At 65.4% G+C, this 12,629-nt stretch carries 12 protein-coding genes; all 12 read right to left on the bottom strand.

From position 1 onward, the window contains the following. Nucleotides 1-336: 336 nt before the first annotated feature. The 12 genes from MUH00_RS14495 to MUH00_RS14440 all read right to left on the bottom strand — a co-directional run bounded on the left by MUH00_RS14495 (nucleotide 337) and on the right by MUH00_RS14440 (nucleotide 12,410). Nucleotides 337-1,827, bottom strand: a complete 1,491-nt coding sequence (locus MUH00_RS14495; protein ID WP_246999741.1) for a DHH family phosphoesterase — start codon at nucleotides 1,825-1,827, stop codon at nucleotides 337-339. 81 nt (nucleotides 1,828-1,908) lie between these two features. Further along, nucleotides 1,909-3,438 (bottom strand): NADH-quinone oxidoreductase subunit N, encoded by a 1,530-nt coding sequence (locus tag MUH00_RS14490; protein ID WP_246999739.1) that lies wholly within the window; start codon nucleotides 3,436-3,438, stop codon nucleotides 1,909-1,911. Further along, entirely contained in the window at nucleotides 3,438-4,961 is a 1,524-nt protein-coding gene (locus MUH00_RS14485) for a complex I subunit 4 family protein (RefSeq protein WP_246999737.1), read from the bottom strand. The genes MUH00_RS14490 and MUH00_RS14485 overlap by 1 nt, the downstream gene beginning before the upstream one ends. Next, complete coding sequence (gene nuoL, locus MUH00_RS14480; protein WP_246999735.1) at nucleotides 4,958-7,000, bottom strand: NADH-quinone oxidoreductase subunit L; 2,043 nt, start codon at nucleotides 6,998-7,000, stop codon at nucleotides 4,958-4,960. The genes MUH00_RS14485 and nuoL overlap by 4 nt, the downstream gene beginning before the upstream one ends. 1 nt (nucleotide 7,001) lies before the next feature. Continuing rightward, nucleotides 7,002-7,307, bottom strand: a complete 306-nt coding sequence (gene nuoK / locus MUH00_RS14475; RefSeq protein WP_246999733.1) for an NADH-quinone oxidoreductase subunit NuoK — start codon at nucleotides 7,305-7,307, stop codon at nucleotides 7,002-7,004. Then, on the bottom strand, nucleotides 7,304-7,768 hold the full coding sequence (locus MUH00_RS14470; protein WP_246999731.1) for a hypothetical protein: 465 nt from the start codon (nucleotides 7,766-7,768) through the stop codon (nucleotides 7,304-7,306). Before MUH00_RS14470 ends, nuoK begins: the two co-directional genes overlap by 4 nt. Beyond that, on the bottom strand, nucleotides 7,765-8,046 hold the full coding sequence (locus MUH00_RS14465; protein ID WP_246999729.1) for an NADH-quinone oxidoreductase subunit J: 282 nt from the start codon (nucleotides 8,044-8,046) through the stop codon (nucleotides 7,765-7,767). Before MUH00_RS14465 ends, MUH00_RS14470 begins: the two co-directional genes overlap by 4 nt. A gap of 37 nt (nucleotides 8,047-8,083) precedes the next feature. Further along, nucleotides 8,084-8,545: a NuoI/complex I 23 kDa subunit family protein gene (locus MUH00_RS14460; protein WP_246999727.1), complete on the bottom strand. Its 462-nt coding sequence runs from the start codon at nucleotides 8,543-8,545 to the stop codon at nucleotides 8,084-8,086. Next, entirely contained in the window at nucleotides 8,542-9,630 is a 1,089-nt protein-coding gene (locus MUH00_RS14455; protein WP_246999725.1) for a complex I subunit 1/NuoH family protein, read from the bottom strand. The genes MUH00_RS14460 and MUH00_RS14455 overlap by 4 nt, the downstream gene beginning before the upstream one ends. 1 nt (nucleotide 9,631) lies before the next feature. Beyond that, complete coding sequence (locus MUH00_RS14450; protein ID WP_246999723.1) at nucleotides 9,632-11,296, bottom strand: NADH-quinone oxidoreductase subunit D; 1,665 nt, start codon at nucleotides 11,294-11,296, stop codon at nucleotides 9,632-9,634. After that, on the bottom strand, nucleotides 11,293-12,000 hold the full coding sequence (locus tag MUH00_RS14445; RefSeq protein ID WP_246999721.1) for an NADH-quinone oxidoreductase subunit B: 708 nt from the start codon (nucleotides 11,998-12,000) through the stop codon (nucleotides 11,293-11,295). Before MUH00_RS14445 ends, MUH00_RS14450 begins: the two co-directional genes overlap by 4 nt. Next, nucleotides 11,997-12,410: an NADH-quinone oxidoreductase subunit A gene (locus MUH00_RS14440; protein WP_321576067.1), complete on the bottom strand. Its 414-nt coding sequence runs from the start codon at nucleotides 12,408-12,410 to the stop codon at nucleotides 11,997-11,999. The genes MUH00_RS14445 and MUH00_RS14440 overlap by 4 nt, the downstream gene beginning before the upstream one ends. Between the last annotated feature and the right edge of the window lie 219 nt (nucleotides 12,411-12,629).

Raw genomic sequence — 12,629 nt, 5'->3', positions numbered from 1 at the left:
GCCACGTCGCGAGTGTTGTCTCCGATTCCGATGCGATACGGGAGAGAGCAACGGAAGGAAACAAAGCGTAACGGACACATACGATATTTAGTATGATCGGTTATTGGTGTCTTCTATGATGATTGTGGAGTGTGGAACAGACGACGCCATATGCTAGCCGCGAGGATCGTAGTCCGATCTCGTGGGTCCGCTCCCGACGGAGATTGCCGGTTAACCCAGCGTCCCAAAATGGGGGGCGATCGGATCACACAACGAGTCCCGGGTCGGTCTGTTGAAAACGCGTTATCGAACTGCCTCGTCGCCGGGCCGCTCTAGACCCGGCGTGCGCCTGACGAGCTACTCCGGCTCGCCGTCGCCGGCTTCGCTCGTGAACAGCCACTCGCTCGTTCCTCCGGAGGCCCCGACGGGGATCCCGGGTTGGGTCCAGATCGCCTCGAAGAACCGGTTGGTGATGACCTCCTCGACGACGCTGACGATCGAGTCGACCTCCTGCTGGTCGTCCGTGCTGCCGAGGATGCCGATCTCGAGCTGGGCGCCGGCCATGTCGGCGTGTCCGCCCGCGCTCCCGATCTGGTCGAACGCGTCGCGCAGCGTCTCACCGAGGTCGACGTCGTTGGCCCGCGATCGGGCGGAGAGATAGGCCATCTCGTCCTTAAAGCCGAAGACGAGCGTCGTTTCGATGCCCTCCATCGCCAGCAGCTGTTCGGCCGCCTGGGGCAGCGCGTCCCGATTGGAGAGCCGTCCGACGCTCGCGACGGCGACCGAGTCGCGTTGCTCGCGGTTCTTAATCGCTCGGGCGATCGTCTCCAGCGTCTCGCCCTCGACGGTCGGCTGTTCGATCTGCTCGAGGACGGTGATGTCGACGTGCGGGCGGAGGACCGACGCCGCGTTGAAGTCCGCTGCGGACACCTCGCGGGTGAAGTCGTTCGTGTCGACGCGGATGCCGTACAGCAGCGCCGTTGCCGTGCCCTCGTCGAGCGAGACGCTGAACCGATCGAGGTACTCCGTCAACACGGTACTGGTCGCGCCGACGTGTTCGCGAAGGTCGACGAAGTCCGCGGGAACGGGGCCGCGGGGCGGGTGGTGGTCGATGACGATGTCGACGTGAAGACCGGGCGGCAACTGGTCGTTGACGCCGGGCCTGGAGTGATCGATCAGCGCGAACGCCGCGTATTCCTCGAGCGAGTCCCCCGGATCGAGATTCCGCAGGTCCAACCCGAGCAGGTTGACCATCGCCCGATTTTCCTGGTGGGAGATGTCACCGTAGTAGCAGGCGTCGGCGTCGACGCCGATCGCCGTCGCGATGTCGGCCAGCGCGACCGCGCTCCCGATTGCGTCGGGGTCAGGGTTGTCGTGCATGACGACCGCCAGTCGCCCGTCGATCGATTTCAGGTGGTCGCGGAGGCGGATAGCGGCCTGCGCTGAGGTGCTGACGGTGTCGTCGAGCACGCGATCGACGAGCGCGCGTTCCGCGTCGACGACGTGATCGGCGAGGTCGCGACAGGCCGCTCGATCGGCCGCCGTCGCGTTCCCGCCCATGTAGACGACGATCGACGCGTCCGGGAACTGCGCCCGGGCGCGTTCGAGCGCGGTCCGGTTGACGTCGGTGCGATCGCCCGCGACGAAGATGACGTCCGGCGTCTCGAGGGACGCGATCGTCTCCGGAGCCGTCGGATCGGCTCGACGGGCGGGCACGCTCTCGTCGCGAAGCGTCTCCACTACGTGCTGATCCTCGGTGATCACCAGTAGCCGGCCGCCCTGATCTGGCAGTTGCTCGACGACGTGACGGCCGACAGTCCCGAACCCGAGTACCAGCCGAAACCCCATGCGTACTATACGGCGGCTTGCGAGCGCGACGGGTAAAAGGTACCGGGTCGCCGATTCAGGCCGACGTCGGACCGACCCGCGTCAGGCCAGAACCGCGGACGCCGCATCGAACGCGGCGTCGACGATCGGGCCGAAGCCGGGTAGGATGACGACCGTCATCACGGCGGCGAAGACGATCGCCGCGTAGAGGCCGATCGGCTGGGCGAGCGCGTCCCGCGGGACGACCGGTTCTTCGATCCACAGCGCCTTCACCAGCCGCGAGTAGTAGTACAGCGAGAGCGCGCTGTTGACCACCAACGCGACGGCGACGACCAGCATCGCCGAGTTCGCCGATGCGGCCTCGATCGCGCCGAAGAACAAGAAGAACTTGCTGAAGAAGCCGCCAAAGGGCGGGATACCGGCGAGGCTGAACATGAAGACCGCCATCGCGGCGCAGGCGACCGGCGCCCGCGAGGCGAGGCCGTTGTAGTCCTCGAAGGTGCGACCGACGCCCCAGTACTCGGCCAGCGCCACGAACAGGAACGCGCCCGTGTTCATGAAGCCGTAGACCAGCAGGTGCATCATCGCGGCGGCCATGACGAACTCGCCGCCGTCGACGGAGAGGCCGGCCAGCCCGATCAGCACGTAGCCGGCGTGACCGATCGAGGAGTACGCGAGCATCCGTTTGACCTTGTCCTGGGTCGCGGCCGCGAAGTTGCCGACCGTCATCGTGACGATCGCGAGGATGATGAAGGCCCACGTCCAGTCGAAGCCGATGAGCGCGGCCGTCTCGGAGAGCGGGAACGCCGTCGTGAACACGCGGAACGTGATCACGAAGCCGGCGGCCTTCGAGGCCGACGAGAGGAACGCGCTGATCGGTGCGGGTGCGCCCTCGTAAGCCTCGGGCGCCCAGAAGTGAAACGGGACGCTCGCGGTCTTGAACGCGAAGCCGGCGATCAGCATCAGCATGCCGAGGCCGAGCAGGCCGCCGAATCCGTCGACGTCGCCGCCGAGGGCGAACGCGATCGCGTCGAGTTGCAGCGATCCCGTCACCCCGTAGACGAGGCTAACCCCGTAGACGAATATGGCCGACGAGAGCGCCCCGATCAGGAAGTACTTCAGGCCGGCCTCGACGCTGCCGCGATTATCCTTGAGGATCGCGACGAGCGCGTACGACGGCAGGCTCGAGAGTTCGAGCGCGATGAAGATCGTTGCGAGGCTGTTGGCAGTGGCCATCGTCGCCATGCCGGTCGCCGCCAGCATGACCAGCGAGTAGTACTCGGCCTGGTAGGTGTGATCCTGCAGGTAGTCGTAGCTCGCGACCGCAACCAGCGCGGTGACGATCGCGACGACGATGGTGAAGTACAGCGCCAGCTGGTCGACGACCAACTGCCCGTCGAACAGTTCGATCGGGCCCCCGGTTTCGAGGCCGAACGAGCCGACGCCGGCCGCGAGGAACCACGCGGCCACGCCGAGCGAGGCCAGCGAGCCGACCGCGGCGGTGCCCGCCAGCAGTCCCCGGTTCGTCGATCGAGGCGAGATGCTGTCGACGAGGAACAGCGCCATCGCGGTCCCGGCCAGTATCAGTGCCGGCGCGAGTGCGGCCCAGTCGGGGAGTTCGATCACCGCCATCACAGGTCACCTCCGCGTTCGACGATCGGATTAACTGCGTCCGTTATCATCTCCAAGATCAGGTCGGGGGCGACCCCGAGTGCGATGATCAGCGCGAGCAACACGAACATCGGCGCGATGTCGTGCAGCGGGGCCGACCCGATTTCGTAGTCGGTTTCGAGCCGGTACGGTCCGAACACCGCCCGCTGGAGCGCGAACAGCAGGTAGCCGGCGACGATGACGATGCCGAACATCGCCAGCGCCGTAAAGAGCGGCATCAGGTCGTGGATTTCGGACTGGAAGGCGCCGAAGAAGATGTAGAACTCGGCGGCGAAGCCGGACATCAGCGGCAGCCCCATGTAGCCGAACGCGCCCGCGATCAGGACCCCGACCGCGATCGGCATCCGATCGGCCAGCCCGGACATGTCGGTGACCATCCGGGTGTGGGTGGCGTTGTAGATGACGCCGACGGCCATGAACATCAGCCCCGAGATGAGGCCGTGGCTGACCATCTGGAACGTCGCGCCGCCGACCCCGAAGTGGGTGTAGGCGATCAGGCCGAGGATCACGTAGCCCATCGATGAGACCGAGGAGTAGGCGACGATCCGCTTCAGGTCGGTCTGGGCCAGCGCGAGCATCGCGCCGTAGATCACGCTGACGACCGCGATCGCGGCGATCGGCACCGCGTAGGCTTCGACCTGGTCGGGGAACATGGTGAAGTTGAACCGCAGCAGGGCGTAGGTTCCCATCTTCAACAGGACGCCCGCCAGCAGCACCGACGCGGGCGTCGGCGCCTCGACGTGGGCGTCGGGAAGCCACGTGTGGAACGGGACGACCGGGACCTTCACCGCGAATCCGGCAAACAGGGCAACGAAGACGATCGACGCGAGCGTCGCGCCGCTTACGCCCGCGAAGCCCTCGGGGCCGCCGTCGAGCATCGCCGACGCGACCTCGGGCAGCGCGAAGCTCGAGACGTCGAGCCCGAACACGAGCGCGACGAACGCACCGAACATCACGAGCGACGCCACGTTCGTGTAGACGAAGAACTTGATCGCCGCGTACTTCCGGCGCGGGCCGCCCCAGACGCCGATCAGCAGGTACATCGGGATCAGGACGCCCTCCCAGAAGATGAACCACAGGAAGAAATCCAGCGCCGCGAAGACGCCGATCAGGTTGGCCTCGATAAAGAGCAGGAGGCCGTAGAACTGCGACTCGCGCTCGTCGATCGGTGTCCACGAGGAGACGATCGCGAGCGTGACGAGGATCGTCGTTAACACCACGAGCGGCGCGGAGATGCCGTCGAGGCCGACGAACCACGAGATCGTGTACTCGCCCAGCTGGATCCACTCGAACCGCGACTCGAAGGCGAGGTCGCCGTCGAGCAAGGCGTTGCCACTGCCGTCGAAGGCGGCGAACAGCCAGAGACCGATCGCTGCGGGGACGAGGCTGATGGCGAACGCCAGTTTGCCGGCGATGCGATTCGGTGCGACGAACGTGACGAGCGCACCGACCAACGCGACCGCGATGAGCGCTTCTATCATCATACGAACCACCCTCCGAGGAGGCCGAGCACGATCAGCAAAGCGATGAACCCGCCGATCAACAGCGCCGCGTAGTTGGTGACGATACCCGTCTGGAGCCGTTTCATCCGATCGCTACCGAACAGGCTGGCGGTCGAGACGCCGTTGACGGCGCCGTCGATGACCGTCTGATCGAATCGATCGGCCGCGCGAGCCAGCGGCAGCGTCAGGCCCTCCGCGAGCCAGACCTGGTACTCGTCCTGGTAGTAGTTGCTCCGCAGCAGGCCGTACGCGCCGCCGAGCTTCTCGGTGTGGCGGACGGGTTCGGGCACGTTGTAGAGGACGTGCGCGAGCGCCGCGCCGCCGATCGCGAGGCCGAGCGAGAGTCCTGCACTGAGCAGGACGGTTAGCTGTTCGGAGCCGACGTAGCCCTCCTCGAACGGCACCGTCTCGTGGTAGGCGTGGTAGGTCAACCCTTCGACGGCGCCGTAGTCGCCGTCGAGCCAGTGTTCGAGGTACGTCACGTCGATCCCGGCCAGCTTGTACACCGGCGCGAGGTTGGCGACCCCCGCGACGAGCGCGAGCACGCCGAGCACCACGAGCGGGGCCTTGATCGACCAGCCGACCGGGTGCGGATCTTCGGCGGCCTCGCTGCGAGGCTCGCCGTGGAACGTCAGGAACACCATCCGGAACGTGTAGAAGCCGGTGAAGAACACCGCGAGCAGCCCCATCGCGAACGCGGCGAGGATGACGGGTTCTTCGAGGCCGACGATCAGCGCGTCGAACAGCACCTCGTCCTTCGACCAGAAGCCGGAGAACGGGACGATCCCCGCGAGCGCGAGCGCGCCCGCGAGGAACGTCCAGTAGGTCACGGGCGCTTTGTCCTTCAGGCCGCCCATCTTCCACATGTCCTGTTCGTGGTGCATGAGGACGATGACGGCGCCGGCGCCGAGGAACAGCAGCGCCTTGAAGAAGGCGTGGTTCATGAGGTGGAAGACGCCGGCGACGTAGCCGCCGACGCCCAGGCCCAGCATCATGTAACCGTACTGGCTGATCGTCGAGTACGCGAGCACCTGCTTCACGTCGTCCTTGACGACGCCCATCGTCGCCGCGAACAGCGCCGTGAAGCCGCCCACGAACGCGATGATCGAGAGCGCGGTCGGCGAGAGCGCGTAGTAGCCGAACATCCGGGCGACCAGGTAGACCCCGGCCGCGACCATCGTCGCCGCGTGGATGAGCGCGGAGACGGTGGTCGGGCCCTCCATCGCGTCGGGTAGCCAGGTGTGCAGCGGAAACTGCGCGGATTTGCCGACGACGCCGCCCAACACGAGCAGCCCGGTGATCGTCACCCAGGTCTGGGCGTCGAAGCCGAACAGCGTCGCGCCGTCGTCGATCGCCGTCTCGGCGGCGACCACGAATGAGTTCTCGCCCGCGAAGGCGACCGTCCCGAACGTCGCCGCGATCGCGACGACGCCGACCAGGAAGAAGTAGTCGCCAAAGCGAGTGACGAGGAACGCTTTCTTCGCGGCCGACGGAGCCGATTCCGTGCGGAACCAGAACCCGATCAGCAGGAACGAACACAGCCCAACGAGCTCGAAGAACATGAACGCCATCAGCAGGTTGTCCGCGAAGACGAACGCGAGCATGCTGAACGTGAACAGCCCGAGTTCGGCGTAGTACCGGGGGAGTCCGGTCTCGCCTTCGGCGTTCATGTACCCGAGGCTGAAGACGTGGACGAGAAACGCGATCAGCGAGACGATCACCAGCATCAGCGCCGAGAGCGGATCGATCAGGATTCCGAACGTGAATTCGATCGTCTCGGCGCCGGTTCGGCTCATCGCGTCGCCCGCCGTCCACGTGTAGAGCGTTTCGTGATACGCTTCGCCGCTCGCGACCGTCCAGGCCATCAGCAGCGAGAGCAGCAGCGAGCCGCCCGTCGCGACGATGCCCGGAATCGCCCCCTTCTTCGGCAACTGCCTGCCGAAGACGAGCGCGATGACGAACGTTGCGAGCGGGAACAGTGCGATCGCCGGAGCGTAACTAAAAGCACCTGTTCCTGCCATCTTACCACCTCATCGTCGTCGGAACCGTGACGTCGACGTCACGGAAGTTGCGGTACAGCACCAGGATGATCCCGAGCCCGACGGCGACCTCCGCGGCGGCGAGCGCCATGGTAAAGAGCGAGAACACCTGCCCCGTGAGGTTGCCGTGGTAGAACGCGAACGCGATCAGGTTGAGGTTCGCCGCGTTCAACATGAGTTCGACGGACATCAGGAACAACAGCGCGTTGCGCCGCGTCAAAATGCCGAAGAGGCCGATACAGAACAGCCCCATCGACAGCAGCACGTAGTACTCGACGGCGACGGTCACCGATCGTCACCCCCCGCGGTGCCGTCGAGTTCGGACTCGTCTCCCGCCGTGCCGGCCGATTCGGCCCCGCCGTCGGCGAGGGCCGTGCCGTCCTCGCGGCCGGCACCCGGCGTCGACGTCGAGTCCGCCGTCCCGGTACTCGAGAGCGCGGCGACGGGTTCGCCGTGTTCCTCGCGCTTTGCAAGCACGAGCGACGCGTCGAGCGCGGCGTCCAGGACGATCGCGATCAGCAGGAACGAGACCAGAAACGGCTCGGCGTCGATCTCCTGTAAGTCCGTCAGGCCGAGCAGCGCGTAGCCGATGTTCTCGGTGATCGTCGTGCCGGCCGGCGCGAATCCGTCGGCCGGCATCGAATCGAACGGCGTGTTCAGGACGATCACCGCCATCGCCGCAAACAGGACGACGGCGAGGATTCCGGGCGCGAGCGTCGAGCCGAGCCGCAGTTTCGGACCGTTCGTCATGCCTGTACCACCTCGTCTGCGTCCGCGTCCGCCGAGTCGTCGCGCTGGGTCAGCATCACGGCGAACGTGATGAGGATGAGCACCCCGCCGACGTAGACGAGGATCTGCATCATGGCGACGAACTCGGCCGCCAGCATCACGTAGTGCACCGCGACGCTGACCAGCGACACGCCAAGCATCAGCGCCGAGTGCCACGGATCCCGCAGGAGCACGACGCCGAGGGCGCTGGCGAGCGTGACGAACGCGAACAGCGCGAACGCGATCAGCTCGTATGTCATTGTTCTAGCACCCGAAATTGGCGGGACGGGCGGCCCGTCACTGGTAATCGACCTCCCCTTCGCCCTCGCCGATCCACGCGCTCCGGTCCGGTTCCCGAGACTCGAGCGGATCGATGTCCTTGTACCACGGCACGGCCTTCAGCTCCTCTTTGTTGTAGATGAAGTCGTGTTTCGTGTCCGCGGTGAACTCGAAGTTCTGGGTCAGGAGGATGGCGTCGACCGGACACACCTCCTCGCAGAGGCGACAGTAGACGCACTGGCCGATGTGGAGGTTGTACTGTTCGCCCTGTCGCTTGTCGTCCGTCACGATCTGGATCGTGTCGTTCGGACAGACGTTCTCGCACTGGCGACACCAGATGCACCGCTCTTGGCTGAACTTGTGGACGCCGCGGAATCGCGGCGAGACGTCCGGCGCGGTCTCCGGGTACTCGACCGTGAACGTCGAGCCGTCCAGCGCGTGTTTCATCGTCGTTGCCATCGATTTGAGTATCCCGATCATGCTATCAGCCCCACGATAACCGCGGTCAACACGAGGTTCGCGAACGAAAGGACGAGCAGCCCCTTCCAGCCGATCTCGATCAGCTGGTCGATCCGGACCCGCGGTACCGCCGATCGGAGCCACTGGGTCAGCAGGAACACGCCCCATATCTTGACGATGAACCAGACGATCCCGAGTTCGGCGGGACCGGGGCCGGCCGGCCCGCCGAGGAAGATCGTCGCGATGATCGCGCCCCCGAGGAAGATGTGGAGAAACTCCCCGAGGTAGATCAGCACGAAGTAGACCGAGGAGTACTCGGTCTGGTAGCCGGCGACGATCTCCGTCGGCGCCTCGGGCGTGTCGAACGGGTTCCGGCCGACCTCCGCGAAGTTCGCCAGCAGGAAGAGGATGAACGCGAAGGGGTTGACGATCGCGTACCACTCCGGAATCGCGACCGGACCGAGCGAGACGAGCGTCCCCTCCTGTGCGGCGACGATCTCGCTCATCCGCAGCGAGCCGGCGAAGATCACGACCGACATCCCCGTCACGACGAGGGGGATCTCGTAGGCGACGTTCTGTGCGACCGCCCGCAGGCCGCCGAGCATCGAATACTTGTTCGCCGACGCGTAGCCGGCCATCACCAGTCCGATGCTCGCGATTCCTGAAACGGCGAAGACGTACGCCAGGCCGACCTCGGGGTTGGCCAGTTGGATGCCGCTGCCCATCGGAATCACGGCGAAGCCGAGCAGGGCGGAGGAGGCGACGACGATCGGCGCGAGGTCGTAGGCCGGCCGATCGGCGTTCTCCGGGATGATCAGCTCCTTCGAAAGCAGTCGCACGGAGTCGGCGACGATGATCAGGATGCCCGCCGGACCGAGGCGGTTGACCGCGATCCGATCGGTGAACGCCGCGGTGATCTTGCGCTTGGCCCACGGCCCCGCGACGCCGGTCATCGCGAGCATCAGGTTACCGACGACGAACGCGGCGAGGAAGGCCGCGACGAGTTCGCCGGCCACGCCGAACTGATCGAGTCCGGTCAGCTCGCCGATCTTCTCCGGGAGCAAGACCGTCTCCTGGAGCGGAACCGTCGGTACCGTTCCGACCATGTTAGCGGTCCACCTCCCCGAGGACGATGTCGAGGCTGCCGAGCGTCGCGATCAGGTCCGGGACGTACTCCCCTTCGCTCATCTCTTCTAACGCCGAGAGGTTGTGGAAGCACGGACTGCGGATCTTGAACCGGGCGGGCTTGTCGGTACCGTCCGACCGGATGTAGATGCCGAGTTCGCCCTTCGCGGCCTCCACCGCGCGGTAGACTTCGGTGTCAGCGTCCGGCTTGAGCGTCCGGGGGACGTTGGCCTGGATCTCGCGGTCGTCCTCCGGCCACTCCTCGAGCAGGTCGAGACACTGCTCGATGATCTTCGCGGACTCCTCGACCTCCTGCATGCGCACGAGGACGCGGCTGTAGTTGTCGCAGCCGTCCTCGGTGACGACGTCCCAGTTCAGATTCTCGTAGTAGCCGTAGGGATCGTCCCGGCGCAGGTCGTAGTCGATGCCGGAGCCGCGGGCGACCGGGCCGGTACAGCCGTAGTTTTTAGCCACCTCGGGCTCGAGGATGCCGGTGTCGATACACCGAACCTGGAAGATCTCGTTCGAGGTGACGAGATCGTTGTACTCGTCGATTTTCGCCGGCAGGTCGTCGAGGAAGTCCCGCGTCTTCTCGAAGAACTCCTCGCGGGGTTCCGGCAGGTCCCAGGCGACCCCGCCAAGCCGGAAGTAGTTGAACATCAGCCGCTGGCCGGTCAGATCCTCCAGGATGTCCTGAACGACCTCCCGATCGCGGAAGGCGTACTGGAAGACCGCCGTGAAGTCGCCGTAGACGTCGAGACAGAACGTCCCGAGCGCGAGCATGTGCGAGGCGATCCGGCAGAGTTCCGCACCCATCGTCCGGACGATCTGGGCGTACTCGGGCACCTTGATGTCGGCCAGATCCTCCGCCGTGCGCGCGTAGGCCCACTCGTTTAACAGGCCCGCCGAGACGTAGTCCCAGCGATCCGGGTACGGCATGATCTGGTGGCGGTAGGTCCCCTGCTGGCACATCTGCTCCTCGCAGCGGTGGAGGTAGCCCACGTCGGGGTCGACGTCGATGACCGTCTCGCCGTCGAGGGTGGTTTTGAGGTGGAGCACGCCGTGGGTCGCCGGGTGGTGCGGCCCGATGTTCAGGAACATCGTGTCCGACTCGGCGTCGTGGTGATCCGGCTGGATCGGGTTGGCGTGCTCGGAGAGGGTCACAAGCTGCGGTTTCTCCTGGTCGTAGCCGAGCGAGAGCGGGTGGCCCTGCCACGTTTCGGGCAGCAGGATCCGTCGCGGATCGGGGTGGCCCTCGTAGTCGATCCCGACGAGGTCGAACGCCTCGCGCTCGTGCCAGTCCGCCGTCCGGTAGACGGGTTCGGCCGTCTGGCTCACGGGGTCGTCGATCGGCGTCGGGACGACGATCGACACCTCCTGCGTGGGATCGGCGTACTTCTTCAGGTGGTAGATCGACTCGTACCGGTCTGCGTACTGCTGGGCGGTGAGACAGGAGCAGTGGTCGAAGCCGGCCTCCTCCTTGAGGTCCGAGAGGACGTCCTGGATCTCGTCCGGGCGGACGACGAATCCGGGCGCGTTCAGGTGATCGTCCCGCGCGAGCGCGCGATCGCCGAGCAGCGCCTCGAGTTCTTCCTCCGTGGTCTCGACCGGCGGCGTCTCGACGGGTTTCTCGAGCCCCGTGCTCATGGCGAATCAGCCCAGTTGTAGCGCATGACAAGGTCGTCCTCGTCGATCTCGTTCGCGAGCTTCTGGACGAGCTCGTCGCGGGGCAGGTCGCCGAACTGTTCGAGTTCGTACGGCTTGACCACGACGGGCGTGCTCTCGCCGTTCTGAATCCGCTCTTGTAGCTTCATGACGCCGTAGACGAGCGCCTCGGGCCGGGGCGGGCAGCCGGGAACGTGGATGTCGATCGGAATGATCTCCTCGGCGCCCTTGACGACGTTGTACCCCTCCTGGAACGGGCCGCCGGAGATCGTACACGATCCCATTCCGACGACGAACTTGGGTTCGGGCATCTGGTCGTAGACCCGCTTCATGCGGGGCCCGAACTTCGAGACGATCGTACCGGGCACGATCATCACGTCGGCCTGCCGCGGCGAGGCGCGGGGAACCCCGGCCCCGAATCGGTCCAGGTCGTGTTTGATCGCGTACGTGTGGATCATCTCGATGCTACAGCAGGCGATTCCGAACTGCAGCATGAACATCGAGTTCCCGCGAACCCAGTTCATGAACTTGTCGAACTTCGTGAGGATGAACGGCGACGCGCCGAACGCCTCACGGAGCTTCGAGTTGAAGCGATCGTCGACGCCCTCGCCCATCCGCGAGTCGCGGGTATCCGTCGACGGAGCGGTACTCTCGTAGATTTCCTGACGCGGTTTGTCGTTGCTCATGGTCGATCAGCTCCGGAATCGATCTGCCGCGGCGTCTGCGCCCACTGTACGGCACCGCTGCGCCACGCCCACGCGAGTCCGACCAGCAGGACGGCGACGAACAACAACATCGGCCCGAGCGCCTCGAGGAGTCCGTACTCCTCGGCCCCGAGCACATCCCGATAGACGACCGCCCACGGGAACAGCAGGACGGTCTCGATGTCGAAGACGACGAACAGAAGCGCAACCATGTAGTACTGAATATTGAACCGGATGCGCGTCCCACCGGTCGGCACCTCGCCACTCTCGTAGGTGGCGCGTTTGCTCGTTTCGGGGACGGTCGGTCGCAGGAGGTACGATACCGTCATCATCCCGATCGGTATCAGTAAACCCACCAGCGCCAACGCCCCGATGGCGATCCAATCATTCATCTGGGTAACGTCCGAAGGTTGAGACCGAACGCACATAAGGGTTGATTCTTTGGTTTGCGGCGGAATTCGAGCGCCAGCGCCGACGTTCTCGGTTCGAAATCAACGTGAATAATCACGACAGTCTATGCACGACCGTGAACACCGCCGCCGGAACCGGTATCCGTCCATTACTCGCCGATGCGAATCGCACGCCGACGTCGCCTTCGCCGGGTCACCGGA

The sequence above is a fragment of the Halosolutus gelatinilyticus genome (assembly GCF_023028105.1).
Classification (GTDB): domain Archaea; phylum Halobacteriota; class Halobacteria; order Halobacteriales; family Natrialbaceae; genus Halosolutus; species Halosolutus gelatinilyticus.
This window is presented reverse-complemented; position numbering and strand designations above follow the sequence as displayed.